The following is a 16,693-nucleotide window of genomic DNA, read 5'->3' as shown; positions in this document are numbered from 1 at the left end:
CGGGATCCGCCGGGGGAACGCCGGACGACATGAGACTGGGATACAAACTGGCCGCGGAGGCATTCGGGCCCAAGGAGCTGATCCGGCAGGCGGTCCGCGCCGAGGAGTGCGGCTTCGACTTCGTGGAGATCAGCGACCATTTCCACCCGTGGCTCGAGGTGCAGGGCCACTCGCCGTTCGCCTGGTCGGTGCTGGGTGCGATCGCGGCGCGCACCACCCGGCTGGGCCTCGCGACCGGGGTGACCTGCCCGACCGTGCGCTACCACCCGGCGATCATCGCGCAGGCCGCGGCGACCCTGGCGATCATCTCCGACGATCGCTTCACGCTCGGCGTGGGCTCCGGCGAGCGGTTGAACGAGCACGTGGTGGGCGGGTGCTTCCCGGGCGTACGCGAGCGCCACGCCCTGCTGGTCGAGGCCCTGGAGATCATCGAGCTGCTCTGGCGCGGCGGGTACCGGTCGTACGACGGGACGTACCTGTCGCTGGAGGACGCGCAGGTGTTCGACCTCCCGGAGAAGCTGCCGGCCATCGCGGTGGCGGCCGGCGGGAAGGACGCGGCCAGGCTTGCCGCGATGCACGGCGGCGGCCTGTTCGCCACCGAGCCGCGCGCGGACCTGGTCGAGACGTTCACCGCGGCCGGCGGGTCCGGGCCGAAGTACGCCGAGCTGTCGGTGGCCTGGGCGCCGGACGAGGAGGCGGCCGTCCGGGCGGCGCACGAGACCAGCCGCTGGTCGGTCCTCGGCTGGAAGGTGATGTCCGAGCTGCCGAACCCGGTGAACTTCGAGGCCGCGTCGGCCACGGTGCGCCCGGACGACGTACGGGAGCAGATGGTGACCGGCCCCGACCCGCAGCGGTACCGGGACGCGATCGCGGCCTACGAGAAGGCCGGCTACGACCACGTCGCCCTGATGAACGCGGGCCCCGACCCGGACGGCTTCCTGGCCTTCTGCGAGCGGGAGCTAATCGGACAGCCGCGCGGTTGAGTCGCGGCCGGCCGTGGCGGTCCGGCGCAGGAACTCGTCGATCAGCTCGAGCTGCTCGACGGTGTAGCCGGCGCAGATCTCGTCCATCGAGCCGTTCATCCCCGCGTACAGCTCGAAGATCTCCCGTCCCCGCTCCGGCGCCGCCCGGACCACCACGGCTCGCCGGTCGTCCGGGTCGCGGTCGCGGGTGGCCCAGCCCGCCTTCTCCAGCCGGTCGAGCACCCCGGTCATCGTCGCCGGATGCAGGCCGGCCAGCTTGGCGAGCGCCCCCGGCCCGAGCGGCCCGTGCTGGTTGAGCAGGTTGAGGCAGTCGAAGTCGACGTCGCGCAGCTTGAGCCGCGACCCGACCCGGTGGTTGAGCAGCGCGACCTGCAGTGTCGTGTCACGCAGCGCGTCCTTGACGCGGTTCGCGGCCCGCCGCTGCCCCGGTGATTTGAAACTCATATGTTTTGAACCCCAAAAGAAGATGTTATGGTTTCCATACTATCTGAGGTACGGAACTTGGGAGGACGACATGCGGCTCGCCATCGTCGCCGCCACCGGCGGCATCGGGCGCCACCTGCTGCAACAGGCCATCGAGGCGGGTCACGACGTGACCGCCCTGGTCCGCAGCCCGGAGAAGATCACCGACCCGGTCCGCACGGTCGGTGCCGACCTCGCACACCCGGACGTACCGGCCCTGGCCGAGGCGATCAAGGGAGCCGACGCGATCCTGTCCGCGCTGGGCGCGCGCACCAAGGCCGAGTCCGGTGTCGCCTGGCGGGGCACCGCGGCGCTGGTCGAGGCGGCGTGGGAGACGAGAACCCGCCGCCTGATCGTGGTCAGCGCCGCCCCGATGGGCACGTTCGCCTCGCCCGGGCGCCCGCACCCGCCCCGGCATGATCCCGGCGACGGCTTCTTCATGCGGCATCTCGGCGCACCGTTCGCCAAGACCATGTTTCGCACCCACTACGAGGACCTGGCCCGGATGGAGGACGTGGTCCGCGACAGCGGGCTCGACTGGACGGTCAGCCGCCCGCCCAAGCTCACCGACGGGCCGCTGACCAGGCGATACCGTACGGCCATCGATCGCAACGTCCGCGGCGGCTTCTCGGTCTCCCGGGCCGACGTCGCCGACCAGATGCTGGCCTGCGTGACCCGGGCGGAGACGATCGGCCACACGGTCGGGATAGCTCAGTAGAGGCCGGCCCCGGGACAGCTCAGTAGAGGCCGGCCCCGGGACAGCTCAGTAGAGGCCGGCCCCGGGACAGCTCAGTAGAGGTCGGCCAGCACCGTCGGTGTCTGCCCGGCCCAGGCCCCGACCAGCGCGAGGGGCCCCTCGGCCGGCACCAGGGTGAGCACCCGGCGCACATCCAGCCGGGCCGCCTCGGCCACCACCACGGCCGGGTCGCCGTCCTCGACCCGCACCAGCCGGCCGGCCGGCGCCGACGACTCGGCGGAGCCGGTGCCCCGCACGGTCATCGACGGCTCCCGCTGCTGCGGCCCGTTCTCGGTCTCCACGAACTCCTCGGCCTGGTGTCCGCCGGTGCGGATGGCCGAGGTCAGCACCTCAATGAAGACCGGGTCGCCGACCGCGTCGTAGACCCAGCGGCGGCCCAGCACCGAGTGCTCCATGGTGCCGATCAGGTAGAAGTCGGCGTCCTCGAGCGGCGCGCCGCGATAGGTCATCGGCACGTGCACCAGCGGCCCGTCCTTCCCGGCCCGCACCACCAGCAGCTCGATGCCCACCTCGCCGGCCGGGTCGTCGAACCGGCAGCCGGCCACCCGATCGAGGCCGGCCACCGCCTCCTGCGGGTACCAGTGGCGGCCCGGGAGCCAGGCCGAGAGCAACTCGAGCTTCGTGGGAGTGAGCGTCGCCTGGTGGAGTGTGGCCATGGCCGGACTCTAGGCGATCGGACCCGATCTCACCGTAGCGGCCCGGCCGAGTCATGGCGTACGTCGCCCGCTGGTCAGCCGTCCGCAGTGGACCCGGCGGCGACGCGATTTTTCTCGGCCGGGTCGCAGCTTCGTGAATTCTTCCTGTGCCGGCTCAGATCATCCGCGAACCTGACGTACTCTTGCCCACCGACTGACCTGTGCCGAATCTTGGGGCTGCGAAGGCGCCGGACAGGGGAGGGTGGTGCCCGCGGATGCCGCATGCGCCTGTGCTCGGCGACCTCGCCACCCCGGTGACCGTGATCGACGCGGACACCGGCGTCGGCGAGATCGAGGCGTTGATCCGCGCCGATCCCGAGACGCTGGGCCTGGTCGCGGTCGATGACGGCACCACGTATGTGCTCGACCGCCCCTACCTGGAGTCCGTCCTGGCCGGTCGCCTCGGTTACGGCCGGGCGCTGATGTTCCGCCGCCCGGCCCGTTCCATCCTGCCCGAGCCGGCGCTGGTCCTGCCCGCGGCGACGGCCTGGGACGACGCGGCCCGCGCCGTGCTCAACCGCCCGGCCGGCGCCAAGTCGCTGCCGGTGGTGGTCAGCTTCGACGACGGCCGGCTCGGCATCGCCCCGGTCGGCCCGCTGGTCGAGCACCTGAGCCGCCGGTACGAGAGCCTGGCCCAGGACGACGTGCTCACCGGCCTGGGCAACCGCCGCCGGCTCGCCGAGGTGGCCGGCGACGTCCTCGCCCGGGACGACCGGCCGGTCGCGCTCCTGCTGATCGACCTCGACCGGTTCAAGGAGATCAACGACGAGCTCGGCCACTCGCGCGGCGACGACCTGCTGCGCCGGGTCGCATCGGTGCTCGCCGAGGCGTTCCCGGACCGGGTCTATCGGCTGGGCGGCGACGAGTTCGTGGTGCTGCTGGACGACCTGGCCGATGAGTCGGACGAATACCTGGAGAAGCTCGCCCGCCGCCTGCTGCACGACATCCAGGGACCGTTCACCGTCGCCGGGGTGCCGATCACCGTGGAGGCCTCGGCCGGCGTCGCGCGGACCACGCCCGGCCGGCGCGACCTCGGCGACCTGCTGGCCGGCGCGGACACCGCGATGTACGCCGCCAAGCGGCATCGCACCGCGGTCGAGGTGTGGCGGCCCGAGCTGGCCGCCGAGTCCACCACCGACCTGCGCCTGCTGGCCGAGCTGCGCACCGCGATCGACCGGGGCGAGCTGGTGCTCTACTACCAGCCGCTGGTCGACGCCCGCACCGGCCGGGTGGAGTCGCTCGAGGCGCTGGTCCGCTGGGATCACCCACGGCACGGGCTGCTCACGCCGGCCGCGTTCCTGGCCGAGGCCGAGCGCTCCGAGATGATCACGGCGATGACCGACCGGATCCTGGCCGACGCCGTACGGCAGACCGCCCGGTGGCATCGCGACGGCTGGCGGGTGCCGGTGGCGGTCAACCTGCCGGCGCCGGTACTGGCCCAGGACCGCATCGTCGGCGTGATCGCCGGGCTGCTCGCCGAGTACGACCTGCCCGCCGGCGCGCTCAAGGTGGAGATCACCGAGAGCGCCGTGATGACCCGCCCCGAGCGCAGCGCCGACCGGCTGCGGGCGATCCGCGAGCTGGGCGTCCGCATCGCGATGGACGACTTCGGCACCGGCTACACCTCGCTGGCGCTGCTCACCCGCCTCCCGCTGGACGAGCTCAAGCTGGACCGCTCGTTCGTGCACCGCATCCACGACCCGCGCGAGCGGGCGATCGTCGAGGCGGTCGCGGCGATGGCCCGCGGCCTGCGGCTGACCCTGGTCGCCGAGGGCGTCGAGGACCAGCAGACCGCCGACATCCTGCGCGACGCCGGCTTCGACGTGCTGCAGGGCTACCACTTCGGCCGGCCCGCGCCGCCGGTCGAGACCACCCGGCGAGCCGCCTGATGCGGGTCCTGGTCACCAACGACGACGGCATCGCGTCGCCGGGCCTCGCCGCCCTGGCCGCCGTTGCGCGCGAGGCCGGCCACGAGGTGGTGGTGGCGGCGCCCGCGACCGAGTACAGCGGGATGAGCGCCGCCCTCGCCGCGGTGACGACCCAGGGCCGGGTCGCGATCGAGCAGACCAGTTTCGGGTACGCCGTGCCGGCGGCCCCCGCGTACATCGTGATCCTGGCGACGCTGGGCGTCTTCGGCCCGGTCCCCGACCTGGTGCTCTCCGGCATCAACCCGGGGGCCAACGCGGGCCGGGCCGTCCTGCACTCGGGGACGGTGGGCGCGGCCCTGACCGCCGTGGCGCGCGGCCTGCACGGCATGGCGGTGTCGCTGGACTACCTGGCCGCGGTCGACGGGCCGACGCTGCACTGGACGACCGCGGCGGCGACGGCCGGCTCGCTGCTGGACCGGGCGGCCGCCGTCCCGCCGGGCGTGGCGGTCAACCTGAACGTGCCCAACCGGCCGTCGGTGGCCTCGGTGCGTGCGGCGTCGCTGGCGGCGTTCGGCCAGGTGCAGATCCAGATCCTGGAGACCGGGGACGGGTACGTGCGCACCGACTTCCTGCAGACGGCGGAGCGGCCGGCGCCCGGAACCGACCTGGCGCTGCTGGCCGAGGGGCACGCGACGCTGACCCTGGTGCGCCCGCCGGCCGAGGTGGCCGAGCCGGGCATCCCCCATCAGCGGGACGGCGGCTCGGCCCAGGACCGGTCACCGGGCCTCGGATAGCGGCTCTCCTGCGCTGTTCAGCCCGCGTCGCGGCCCGTCCCGGGCAGCGCCGCTCGGCCGAACGGATGGGTTGCACCCGGGCGGCAACCGAGCCGCCCCGGAGGCGATCCCGGTGACTCCGAAGATGATTCCGCAGCTACCGCGCGGGCCGGAGTGAACGGGGGATCGGGTGCGGGACACCAGTGCAGCAACCGCGACGACCGGGGCGCCGGATGGTCCGTCGACCGTCCGGGCGTCGCTGGTGGGCACGGCCGGGTTCGCGCTGGCGTTCGCGATGGCGTTCCTGGTCGGGCGAAGGACCGCGCTCGACGGGCACGGTCTGGTCCTGGTGTGGCCGGCCGTCGGCGCCTCGGCGGTGTGGTTCTGCGCCCAGCGCCGCTCCCGCCTGCGGTGGCTCGACGCCGGCGTCCTCCTGCTGATCGGGTTGGTGGGCAACTGCGCCACCGGCTTGGCCGTCAGGCCGAGCGTCGTGCTGGCTGTGGCCAACCTCGTCGAGGCCCTGGTGTTCGCGTGGCTGCTCGGCCGCCGCCGGCCCGGCCTGTGGGGCGGTGGCGGCTCCGCCCGGCTGTCCGCCCCCCGGGAGCTGGGCGGCCTCCTGGCCATCACCGTCGTCGCCGCGGCCACGAGCGCGGCGGTCGGTGTCACCGGCGTGTGGCTGGCCGGCGGCGAGGTGACCTGGCTGCTGGTGGCGACCTGGGTGGCCCGGCACGTCACCGGCATGTTCGCCCTGGGCATCGTCGGGTTCTGGTTCGGCCCCGCGGTCAGCGGCTTCCGGGCCCGGCACGGGTCGCTCGCCGCCTGGCGGCGCACCGCGTGGGCGGCGCTGTGGGCGATGCCCGCCTGGCGGGTCGGCGAATACGTGGCCGTGACCGTCTGCTCGGTGCTGGCCTTCCTGGCCGGCTTCGTCTTCGACCGCGGCATGTCGCTGGCGTTCCCGCTGATCATCCTGACCGTGTGGGCCGCCCTGCGGCTGCGTACCGGGTACCTGGTCCTGCATCAGGCGGTCTTCGGTGCGCTGGTGGTCCGGCTGACCATGCTCGGCCACGGCCCGATGGCCGTCATCGCCGACCTGCCGACCCGCGCCGTGCTGGCCCAGGCGTACGTCGGAGTGATCGCCCTCATCGGGCTGTCCCTGGCGTTGAGCCGCGACGAACGGGCCGCGCTGGTGGCCGACCTGAACGGCCAGAAGGACGAGCTGGCCGGCCAGGCCGCGCTGCTGAGCGCGATCATCGACTCGATGGACGACGGCCTGTCCGTCGTCGACGCCGCCGGCCGGGTCGTGCTGCGCAACCGGGCCGGCGTCCGGCTGCTCGGCCCCGCCGACGACTCCGGTGAGACCCACCGGCGGCTGCAGCGGCTCGACGGCACACCGATCGCCGCCGAGGCCCTGCCCCACCGGCGTGCCCTGGCCGGCGCCCAGGTCGTCGGCGACGACCTGCTCGTCCGCAAGCCCGGCGACCGTGACGGCCGGATCGTCCAGGTCACCGCCACCCCGCTGCCCGACGGGCACGGCATCCGCAGCGCCGTCGTGCTCTACCACGACGTCACCGCCGAACGCCGCCACCGCGACCAGCTCGCCACCTTCGCCGGCGCCGTCGCCCACGACCTGCAGAACCCGTTGACCACCGTCGAGGGATGGACCGAGACCGCGGCCGACTTCCTGGACGCCGACCAGCCGGCGATCGGCCGGGCCCGCGACAGCCTTGCCCGGGTCAGCCGCGCCGCCACCCGGATGCGCGGGCTCATCAACGACCTGCTCGCCTACACCGCCGCCCGGGACGCCGAGCTCGCGCCCACCCGCGTCGAGCTGACCGACATGGTCGCGGACATCGCGGCCGGGCGGGCCGACGCCGCGGCCGCCGCGGACCTGCCCACCCCGCTCATCGAGGTGAGCCCGCTCGACCCGGTCGACGCCGACGCCGGCGCCGTCCGGCAGCTGCTGGAGAACCTGATCGGCAACTCGATCAAATACACGGCGCCGGGCGTCACCCCGCACCTGAAGATCACCAGCCGGCGCCGCGGCGGCACCGTCGAGGTCACCATCGCCGACAACGGCATCGGCATCCCGGCCGGGCAGCACGAAGCGATCTTCGACAACTTCCACCGCGCGCACAGCGACTCCGGCTACGCCGGCACCGGCCTCGGCCTGGCCATCTGCCACCGCATCGTGGCACGCCACGGCGGCTACATCACCGCCGACGACAACCCCGGCGGCGGGTCCCGCTTCACCTTCACCCTGCCCGCGGCCGTCACCCGGAACGCCCGGGCGAACCAGGAAGTCCTGGAGACCGCCCCGGTTTCCGCTGTCGCCCTCCGCCGGCGCACCCGGTCGTCCCGGTCACCCCGGTACGAACTGCTGGTCCCGGCGGCCTGACCGCTTGCCCGGCCCTATTTCGGCGGTGACGTGACGAGTTCACCGGCCCAGTCGACGGCGACCTGGGCCGGCGTGCCGGTTCCGCCGTAGAGCGCGTCGACCAGCAGCCAGATCCGGTCGCCGACGACCTCCGGTCTGCCGAGCGCGGCGACCAGGTCGTCGACCTGCCGCCGAGTGTCCCGCAGATAGTCCCGGGCGACCGCGGCGGGCTCGTCGTCGCCGGCGGGAAACTCGGTGAGGTAGTTCCGGAACGCGCATCCCCGGTAGTCGGCGCGCTGCACCCAGGCCGCGACCTCGGCGACCAGCGCGACCAGCTGCTCGCCCGCGCCCGTCGATGTTCCCGCCGCGAGCGCCCGGGCCGTGGACCTGTCCCGCTCGGCCCGTACCCGTCGCAGGTAGGCCGCGGCCAGCGCCGCCTTGCTGGGGAAATGCCGGTACAGCATGTTCTTCCCGCAGCCGGCCGCGGCGATCACCTCGGCCAGGCCGACCGCGCGCACGCCGTGCACGTAGAACAGCGTGGTCGCCGCCGACAGGATCCGCTCGCGGCCCGCGGGGTCTTCGGTCCGTGTCATGAGTGACCAGTTTAACGGACCGATCGGTCCGTCGGGCGCCTATTATCGGACCGATCGGTCCGCGTACGATTCGAGGAGGCCAGCCATGCGAGACGCCGTCATCGTGGACGCCGTCCGTACCCCCGTCGCCAAGGGCAAGCCCACCGGTGCCTACCGCGACATCCACCCCGTCGACCTGCACGCGCACGCCCTCCGGGCCCTGGTCGAGCGGGTCCCCGGCCTCGATCCCGCCGAGATCGACGACGTCATCGGCGGCGCGGTGGGGCAGGTCGGCGAGCAGTCCACGAACACCACCCGGCTGGCCGCCCTCGCCGCCGGCCTGCCCGAGTCGGTGCCCGGGGTGACCGTCGACCGCCAGTGCGGCAGCAGCCAGCAGGCGCTCGCCTTCGCCGCCCAGGGCGTCCTGGCCGGCGCCTACGACCTGGTCATCGCGTCCGGGGTGGAGTCGATGTCCCGGGTGCCGATCGGCTCCTCCGCGGTCGTCGACGGCAACCGCGCCGACGTCGGCGGGCCGGCCCTCGCCCGGCGTTACCCGGGCGGCCTGATCCCGCAGGGCATCGCCGCCGAGCTGATCGCCCGCAGGTGGAACCTCTCCCGTACCGCGCTGGACGAGTTCTCGGCGACCAGCCACCAGCGGGCGGCCGACGCCACCAAGCGCGGATATTTCGAGTCCCAGATCGTCCCGATCAACGAGCTGGCCACCGACGAGACGATCCGGCCGGGCACGACCGTGGAGACCCTCGCGGGGCTGCGGACCGCGTTCGAGGACCCGCGCTGGGTCTCGCGGTTCGGGCCGATCGACTGGAAGGTCACCGCCGGCAACTCCAGCCCGGTCAACGACGGCGCCGCCGCCCTGCTCATCACCACCAGCGAGAACGCGCGCCGGCACGGCTGGCGCCCGCGCGCCCGCATCCACACCGCGACGGCGGTCGGCGACGATCCGATCCTCATGCTCACCGGGATCATCCCGGCCACCGCGAAGGTGCTCGGCCGGGCCGGTCTGACCATCCAGGACATCGACGCGTACGAGGTGAACGAGGCCTTTGCCTCGGTAGTGCTGGCCTGGCAGGCGGAGACCGGCGCCGACCCCGCGAAGGTCAACGTCGACGGCGGCGCGATCGCGATCGGACACCCGCTCGGGGCCAGCGGGGCACGACTGGCCACCACTTTGCTGGGCGTGCTGGAGCGCACCGGCGGACGATATGGACTGCAAACCATGTGCGAGGCGGGTGGCACGGCGAACGCGACGGTCATCGAAAGACTGGGGAAATGATGAAGACTGGCGGACATGTCCGCGTCGTACCCCACGCTGCTCGCCCGCACCCAGCGTTTCAGGCTCGGCCGGCCGCAACGGCTGACCCTCACCCCCGACGGGCGGCGGGTGTTCTTCCTGCGCTCGCGGGGAGGTGAGGACCCGGTCCGCTGCCTCTGGCAACTCGATCTGGAGACCGGGGCGGAGCGCCTGCTCGCCGATCCGCGCGCGCTCGGCACGACCGAGACCGCGCCGTCGGCGCAGGAACAGGCCCGGCGGGAGCGGGCACGCGACCAGGGTTCCGGCGTCGTGGCCTACAGCTTCGATCAGGAGGTACGCGGCATAGCGTGCACGGTCGGGGAGGAGCTCCACCTGGTCGGGATGCGCACCGGCACGGTCACCCGGGTGCCGGCGCGCACCCCGCTCACCGACGCCACGATGAGCCCGGACGGCGTGCGGGTCGCCTACGTCCACGACGGCGAACTGCGCCTGATCGGGACGGACGGCGCGGACGACCGGGCCCTCGCCACGCCCGAGTCGCCGGCCGTGACCTACGGGCTGGCCGAGCACGTGGCGGCCGAGTCGATGGAGCGGCACCGCGGGTACTGGTGGTCCCCGGCCGGCGACCGGCTCGCCGTGGCCCGGGTCGACAACGGTCCGGTCGGCGTCTGGTACCTGAGCGACCCGACCAGCCCGCAGACCCCGCCGGCCGCGCACCGCTACCCGGCCGCGGGCACCGACAACGCGCTGGTCACACTCTGGGTCTACGGCGTCGGCGGCGACCGGGTCGCGGTCGACTTCGGCTGGGACGACTACGAATACCTGGTCGACGTCGTCTGGGACCGGCACGGCCTGCTCGCCGTCCTGCAGAACCGCCCGCAGACGGTGCTGCGGACGGTGGCGGTCGACCCCGGCACCGGCCGGGTCACCACCCTCGCCGAGTCCCGCGATCCGGCCTGGACCCAGATCGTCCCGGGCGTGCCGGTGCGCACCGCCGCCGGCGCCCTGGTCGCGACCGCCGACATCGGCGACACCCGCCACCTGACCGTGGACGGCAAGCCGGTCACCCCGGCCGGTCTGCAGGTCTTCGAGGTGCACGGGGCGGACGACGAGACCGTGCTGTTCTCGGCCGCCGACGAGCCGACCGAGCGGCACCTGTGGACCTGGTCGCCCGGCGCCGGCCCGGCCCGGGTCACCGCCGCGGCGGGCCGGCATTCCGGCATCCGTACGGCCGGGACCACCGTGCTCAGCAGTGCCACCCTGGACGGGCACGCGGTGACGGTGACGACCGCGGGCGGGCACGCCGGCCGGGCGGCAGCGCGTACGGTCAAGGACCTGTCGGCGACGTCCCCGGTCGTACCCCTGGTGAATTTGCTCCGGATCGGTGAGCGCGAGTTGCGGACGGCCGTGCTCTTCCCGTCCGGATGGCAGGGCGAAAGCCTGCCGGTGCTGATGGATCCCTACGGCGGCCCGGCCATGCAGCGGGCGGTGGCCGACCGGGACCTCTACTACGCGTCGCAGTGGTTCGCCGACCAGGGGTTCGCGGTGATCGTCTCGGACGGGCGCGGCACCCCCGGCCGAGGGCCGCGCTGGGAGCGGACCATCCGCGGTGACCGCTCGGCGCTGCTGCTCGAGGACCAGATCGCCGCGCTGCACGGCGTCGCCGGGCAGTACCCGTCGCTGGATCTGGGCCGGGTGGCGATCCGGGGTTGGTCGGCGGGCGGCTACCTCGCGGCGCTGGCGGTGCTGCGCCGGCCGGACGTCTTCCACGCGGGGGTCGCCGGCGCGCCGCTCACCGACATGCGGCTCTACGACACGCACTGGCAGGAGCGGTTCTTCGGCGACCCGCGGACGGATGCCGGGCCCTACGAGAACTGCTCGCTGATCGCGGACGCGCCGCGGCTGACCCGGCCGCTGATGCTGATCCACGGTCTGCGCGACGACAACGTCTATCCGGCGCACACGCTGCGGCTGTCCGCGGCCCTGCTGGCGGCCGGCCGCCCGCACACCGTGCTGCCGCTGCCCGGCGGGAGCCACCTGCCGCCCGGCGTCGACCTGCTGACCCAGGAGCTGATCTTCATCCGGGAGGCGTTGGCCATCGCCTGATCGGTCGGCATCCGCCCGTCTCCACAGTGGATCCACAGGGAGCCGGTGGCGGTCTACCGTCTGGGCCCATGCGGTTGCTTCTGGTGACCGGGAGCGGCGGGGTGCTGCTGGACCTGGTCGCGCTGCGCCCCTGGTGGGAGCGGCACGAGACGTCGTGGGTCGCGATGCCCGCGGCGGACACGGTCGTCGCCCTGGACGGATTGCCGGTGACCTGGGCGCCGGCGTCGATCGGGATGTGGCGGGCGCTTCGCCTGCTGCGCCGGGAGCGCCCGGAACTGCTGGTGTCGGCCGGCCGGATGGCGACCCCGTTCTTCCGGGCGGCGCGCCTGCTGCGGATCCCCACGCTCTGGGTGGAGCCGCTCACCCGGACCGGGCCGCGGCCCCGGGCGGCCCGGCTGGCCGGCGAGGTGCTCACCCAGCGCCCGTCCCGCCCCGGCATCTTCGTCGGCGAGCTCTACTGATGGCCGCCCTGCTGGTCACCGTCGGCATGGGGTCCCGCCCGTTCGACCGCCTGATCACCGCGGTGGCGCCGCTCTGCGCCTATCACGACGTGTTCGTGCAGACCGGCGCGTCGACGGTGGTCCCGCCGTGCCCGCACGAGCGATACGTCTCGCTCGCGGAGATGCGGCAGCGACTGTCCGAGGCCGACATCGTCATCACCCACGCCGGCGCCACCGTTCGCCTGGTGCAGCGGCTGGGCCGGGTGCCGATCGTGGTGGCCCGGCTGCGGTCGCTCGGCGAGACCGACTCCGCCGAGCAGGAGCACTACCTGCGGCTCGAGGAGCGGACCGGCCGGGTCCAGGCGGTCTGGGACGTGGCGTCGCTGCCCGCCGCGGTGGCCGCGCACGGCAGCCGGTCGGCCCGGCTGCTGGAGACCCGGGAGGTGCCGCCGGCCGCCGAGCCGGCCGAGCTGATCGTCAAGCTGGACGAGGTCGCCGCCCGCCTCCGGGGGCGGCCGTTCGGGTCGCACGCCTGGCGGCGTGGCGCGACAGACAGCCGGGAACATCTATGATCGCGGGCCGCCGCGGAGCAAGATGAGCGTGGATGCCCTGCTGACCGGGGCCGCACGAGGCGGTGGACGATGGCCCGTACCGAGGAAGTCACGCCGGCCGTGGTGGCCGGCACCGGCATCGAACTGATCGGCATCGAGGTCGTCCCGGAGAGCGCGCGGGCCGGACGGCCGAGGTCGCTGTTCTGGCCCTGGTTCGCGTCGAACATCTCGGTGCTCGGCATCAGCTACGGCGCCTTCACGCTGGCGTTCGGGGTCTCCTTCTGGCAGGCGGTGATCGCCGGAACGATCGGCATCGTGGTCTCCTTCGCGCTGTGCGGCGTGATCGCGCTGGCCGGCAAGCGGGGCTCGGCGCCGACCATGGTGCTGTCCCGGGCCGCCTTCGGGGTCAACGGCAACCGCCTCACCGCCGCGCTGTCCTGGCTGCTCACCGTGGGCTGGGAAACGGTGCTGGTCATTCTGGCCACGCTGGCCACCGCGACCGTCTTCACCCGGCTCGGCTGGGGCGGCGGCACCGGCACCAAGGTGGTCGCGCTGATCGTCGTCTCGGCCGTCACCGTGCTGGCCGGGGTGGCCGGCTTCGCCGTGGTGATGCACCTGCAAACGGTGATCACCCTGGTCACCGCCGTACTCACGGTCGTCTACATGGTGCTGGCCGCCGACCACATCCACTGGTCGACCGTGACCGCGCTGCCCGCCGGCTCCACCCAGCAGGTGATCGGCGCGCTGGTCTTCCTGATGACCGGCTTCGGCCTGGGCTGGGTCAATGCGGCCGCCGACTATTCGCGGTACCTGCCCCGGACGGCGTCCGGCTGGGGCGTGTTCGGCTGGACCACGTTCGGCGGCGCGCTCGGCCCGGTCGTCCTGCTGACCTTCGGCCTGCTGCTGGCCGGCTCCTCCAAGGACCTGTCGGACGCGATCGGCGCGGACCCGATCGGGGCGCTGACCACGCTGCTGCCGACCTGGTTCCTGGTGCCGTTCGCGATCGCCGCGGTGCTCGGCCTGATCGGCGGCGCGGTGCTGGACATCTACTCGTCCGGCCTGGCCCTGCTCACCGCCGGCATCCGCATCCCACGCCCGGTGGCCGCCGCCGTCGACGGCGTCCTCATGATCGCCGGCACCATCTACGTGGTCTTCTTCGGCACCAGCTTCATCGGCACGTTCCAGGGCTTCCTGATCACCCTGGGCGTCCCGATCGCCGCCTGGTGCGGCGTGATGCTGGCCGACGTGGCGCTCCGCCGCCGCGACTACGCCGAGGCCGAGCTGTTCGATCCGCGCGGCCGCTACGGCAACGTCCGCGTGCTGCCGCTGACGCTGGTCGTCGCGGGCACGGCGATCGGCTGGGGCCTGGTCACCAACACCTTCGCGGACTGGCTGTCCTGGCAGGGCTACCTGCTCGGCCCGCTCGGCCTGGGCGGCAAGGAGGGCGCCTGGGCCTACTCGGGACTGGGCATCCTGGCGGCCCTGGTGATCGGCCTGCTCGGGACGCTGATCGGCAGCGCGAGCGCGGTCCGCCGTCAGGAAGCCGACTAGCGCCCGCCCATCGCCACCCGTCGACCCGAGTCCCGTCGGGGTCGGTGGCCCGGCGTCGTTCGCTCGGTGGGCAGGGCGGGATCGTGTCGGGTCGGCGGCCGGGTGTCGTTCGCTCGGTGGGCAGGGGCGGGGTCGTGTCGGGTCGGCGGCCGGGTGTCGTGCGCTCGGTGGGCAGGGGCGGGGTCGTGTCGGGTCGGCGGGCGGGTGTCGTGCGCTGGCGGGCAGGGGTCCGGTCGTGTCGGGTCGACGGCGGGATGTCATCCGATCGCTTCGGCTGGCGACCGTCGCTTGTCGAGGTCGATCACGTGGTCGACCCGGTCCAGGCCTTCGGGGCGGTGGGTCAGCAGCAGCACGGTACGTCCGGAGGCCGCGTCCAGCAGGTCAGCCATCAGCGACTCGGCCAGCCCGCTGTCGAGACCCTCGGTGGGCTCGTCGAGAATCAGCACCTCCGGGTCGGCGAGCAGCGCCCGGGCCGTCGCCAGCCGGCGCGCCTGACCGCCGGACATCGTGGCGCCGCCGGTGCCCAGCCAGGTGCCGAGCCCGTCGGGGAGCGTGGCCAGCCACCCGTCCAGCCGTACCCGGCGCAGAACGGCGACCAGGTCGGCGTCGGTGGCGCCGGGCCGGGCCAGCCGGAGGTTCTCCCGCACGGTCGAGGCGAAGACATGCCCGGTCTCGTCGCCGACCAGCACGATCCGGCCGCGGACCTGGTCTTCGGGCAGCGCGCGGAGATCCCGCCCGCCGGCGGTGATCGTGCCCGCTCGCGGGTCGAGCAGACGGGCGACGACGGCCCCGAGCGTGGACTTGCCCGACCCGGAACGGCCGACCACCGCGACCCGCGCCCCGGCGGGGAGATCCAGGTCGAGGTGGTGCAACACCGGCGCCTGAGCAGCGTCCCACCCGGCACACAGCCCGCGCACCACGATGTCGCCGATCGCCCGGCGGGTGCTAAATCCGGAAATGTCGGCGACGGGGCACGCAGCGACCGCAAGTGGGGACGCGGCCGTCGGCATGGGTGGGGGGAAAGTGGCGGGGATCGGTGAGGAGGTCAGGTCGGCCAGGCGAGCGGCCGCACCGGCATCCGCAAGTGGGGACGCGGCCGTCGGCATGGGTGCCGGGAAAGTGGCGGGGATCGGTGACGAGGTCAGGTCGGCCAGGCGAGCGGCCGCACCGGCATCGCGACCGCGGGCTATGGCGGCGTCGGGGAAGGTGAGCGCTGTTTCACCCAGGGCCACGACAGTCAGGAGAAGGACCGCCGTCCACTCGGGCGAGAGGGTGGCGGCGTGGATCAAGGTGGCGGCGTGGGTGAGGGTGGCGGCGTGGGTCAGGGAGGCGGCGTGGGCCAGGGAAGCGGCGTGGGTCAGGGAGGCGGCGTGGGTCAGGGCCCAGGCGACTCCGGTCACGGCGATTCCCCAGCCTAGGTGCGCCAGCGCGGTCGCCTGGCCGGCGCCCTGCGCGGCACGGGACTCCAGGCGGGCCAGGGCGCGGCTGCGCTCGTGCGGAACGCGGCCGCCGCCCGGTAGCTCCTCGATGCCGTCCACGGTTTCCACCATCGCGTCGTGCAGGCGGGCTCGGGCGGCGGCGGTGGCGGCGTCCTCGCGGGCGGCCTGCCGGGCGGCCACGGCGGGCGCGATGACGACGGTCACGAGCAGGCCGATCGCCAGCGGCACCGCGACCGACCGGGTCATCGCCACGGCGGCCACGGCCGCGATCGCCAGCGTGGTGGCGGCGGCAAGGGCGGGCAGGCGTCCCCGCAGGAGCCCGTCGACCCGGGCGTCGACGTCGTCCACCACGCGGGTGAGCAGGTCGCCCCGGCGACGGAGTCGAGGACCGGGCACCCGGGGGATCAAGGCGGCGTAGACGCGGGCCCGCCGAGCGCCGAGGCGTGCGAAGGCGACGTCGTGTGCGACCAGGCGTTCCGCGTAGCGAAGGAGCGGGCGGGCCACGGCACTCCCGCGTACCAGGACCACGGCCGCCGAGAGGGTGAGCACCGGCGGCAGGGTCGCGGCCCGCACCAGCAGCCACGCCGCCGCCCCGGTCAGCAGCAGGCCGGCGAGCGACGACCCGCTCCCGAGCGCCACCGCGACCGGCCACGACAGGGCGCGGCGCCGCACGGACCGAGCGGGCGAAGGCTCAGCCTCGGGCCGCACGCCCTGGGCCGGAGCGGAGGGATCGAGGCCCACGGTCGTTGCCGCGGACGACTCCTCAGTCCGCGACGGCTCGCCACCCGCCCGACCAGCCTTGGAGAGCTCGCCGCCCGCGTGGCCAGCCTTGGAGAGCTCGCCGCCCGC

At 73.9% G+C, this 16,693-nt stretch carries 14 protein-coding genes; 10 read left to right on the top strand and 4 right to left on the bottom strand.

Annotated elements, in window-relative coordinates:
* The first annotated feature begins 29 nt into the window (after nucleotides 1-29).
* The gene (locus tag ODJ79_RS42685) at nucleotides 30-983 is read left to right on the top strand and encodes a TIGR03557 family F420-dependent LLM class oxidoreductase (protein ID WP_263029443.1); all 954 of its coding nucleotides are present in this window, start codon (nucleotides 30-32) and stop codon (nucleotides 981-983) included.
* Here ODJ79_RS42685 and ODJ79_RS42680 read toward each other — a convergent pair.
* A complete protein-coding gene (locus ODJ79_RS42680; RefSeq protein WP_263029442.1) occupies nucleotides 960-1,427 on the bottom strand; it encodes a MarR family transcriptional regulator in 468 nt (155 codons plus the stop codon). The two genes, ODJ79_RS42685 and ODJ79_RS42680, sit on opposite strands and share 24 nt — an antisense overlap.
* A 70-nt stretch (nucleotides 1,428-1,497) precedes the next feature.
* On the opposite strand from ODJ79_RS42680, the gene ODJ79_RS42675 reads away from it, so the two are divergent.
* On the top strand, nucleotides 1,498-2,163 hold the full coding sequence (locus ODJ79_RS42675) for an NAD(P)-dependent oxidoreductase (RefSeq protein WP_263029441.1): 666 nt from the start codon (nucleotides 1,498-1,500) through the stop codon (nucleotides 2,161-2,163).
* Nucleotides 2,164-2,234: 71 nt separating this feature from the next.
* Here ODJ79_RS42675 and ODJ79_RS42670 read toward each other — a convergent pair whose 3' ends face one another.
* Nucleotides 2,235-2,858: a CG0192-related protein gene (locus ODJ79_RS42670; protein ID WP_263029440.1), complete on the bottom strand. Its 624-nt coding sequence runs from the start codon at nucleotides 2,856-2,858 to the stop codon at nucleotides 2,235-2,237.
* Between the two features lie 254 nt (nucleotides 2,859-3,112).
* Here ODJ79_RS42670 and ODJ79_RS42665 point away from each other — a divergent pair, with 254 nt between their 5' ends.
* The 3 genes from ODJ79_RS42665 to ODJ79_RS42655 all read left to right on the top strand — a co-directional run bounded on the left by ODJ79_RS42665 (nucleotide 3,113) and on the right by ODJ79_RS42655 (nucleotide 7,933).
* Nucleotides 3,113-4,786, top strand: a complete 1,674-nt coding sequence (locus ODJ79_RS42665; RefSeq protein WP_263029439.1) for a putative bifunctional diguanylate cyclase/phosphodiesterase — start codon at nucleotides 3,113-3,115, stop codon at nucleotides 4,784-4,786.
* Complete coding sequence (surE, locus tag ODJ79_RS42660; protein WP_263029438.1) at nucleotides 4,786-5,559, top strand: 5'/3'-nucleotidase SurE; 774 nt, start codon at nucleotides 4,786-4,788, stop codon at nucleotides 5,557-5,559. The genes ODJ79_RS42665 and surE overlap by 1 nt, the downstream gene beginning before the upstream one ends.
* Nucleotides 5,560-5,728: 169 nt before the next feature.
* The gene (locus ODJ79_RS42655; RefSeq protein ID WP_263029437.1) at nucleotides 5,729-7,933 is read left to right on the top strand and encodes an ATP-binding protein; all 2,205 of its coding nucleotides are present in this window, start codon (nucleotides 5,729-5,731) and stop codon (nucleotides 7,931-7,933) included.
* A 14-nt stretch (nucleotides 7,934-7,947) separates the two neighbouring features.
* Here ODJ79_RS42655 and ODJ79_RS42650 read toward each other — a convergent pair whose 3' ends face one another.
* Nucleotides 7,948-8,505: a TetR/AcrR family transcriptional regulator gene (locus ODJ79_RS42650; protein WP_263029436.1), complete on the bottom strand. Its 558-nt coding sequence runs from the start codon at nucleotides 8,503-8,505 to the stop codon at nucleotides 7,948-7,950.
* An 85-nt stretch (nucleotides 8,506-8,590) separates the two neighbouring features.
* Here ODJ79_RS42650 and ODJ79_RS42645 point away from each other — a divergent pair, with 85 nt between their 5' ends.
* The 5 genes from ODJ79_RS42645 to ODJ79_RS42625 all read left to right on the top strand — a co-directional run bounded on the left by ODJ79_RS42645 (nucleotide 8,591) and on the right by ODJ79_RS42625 (nucleotide 14,405).
* On the top strand, nucleotides 8,591-9,778 hold the full coding sequence (locus ODJ79_RS42645; protein ID WP_263029435.1) for a thiolase family protein: 1,188 nt from the start codon (nucleotides 8,591-8,593) through the stop codon (nucleotides 9,776-9,778).
* Nucleotides 9,779-9,793: 15 nt separating this feature from the next.
* Nucleotides 9,794-11,863 (top strand): S9 family peptidase, encoded by a 2,070-nt coding sequence (locus ODJ79_RS42640; protein ID WP_263029434.1) that lies wholly within the window; start codon nucleotides 9,794-9,796, stop codon nucleotides 11,861-11,863.
* A 68-nt stretch (nucleotides 11,864-11,931) separates the two neighbouring features.
* Nucleotides 11,932-12,324, top strand: a complete 393-nt coding sequence (locus tag ODJ79_RS42635) for a hypothetical protein (protein ID WP_263029433.1) — start codon at nucleotides 11,932-11,934, stop codon at nucleotides 12,322-12,324.
* Complete coding sequence (locus ODJ79_RS42630; RefSeq protein WP_263029432.1) at nucleotides 12,324-12,875, top strand: hypothetical protein; 552 nt, start codon at nucleotides 12,324-12,326, stop codon at nucleotides 12,873-12,875. The genes ODJ79_RS42635 and ODJ79_RS42630 overlap by 1 nt, the downstream gene beginning before the upstream one ends.
* Nucleotides 12,876-12,944: 69 nt before the next feature.
* Nucleotides 12,945-14,405: a purine-cytosine permease family protein gene (locus ODJ79_RS42625; RefSeq protein ID WP_263029431.1), complete on the top strand. Its 1,461-nt coding sequence runs from the start codon at nucleotides 12,945-12,947 to the stop codon at nucleotides 14,403-14,405.
* Nucleotides 14,406-14,662: 257 nt separating this feature from the next.
* Here ODJ79_RS42625 and cydC read toward each other — a convergent pair.
* On the bottom strand, nucleotides 14,663-16,693 hold a 2,031-nt coding region (gene cydC / locus ODJ79_RS42620; protein ID WP_263029430.1), incomplete at its 5' end, for a thiol reductant ABC exporter subunit CydC.

This window comes from Actinoplanes sp. KI2 (assembly GCF_025630775.1).
Taxonomy (GTDB): Bacteria; Actinomycetota; Actinomycetes; order Mycobacteriales; family Micromonosporaceae; genus Actinoplanes.
Note: the sequence above shows the minus strand (reverse complement) of the source record. Positions and strands in the feature narration are given on the sequence as shown.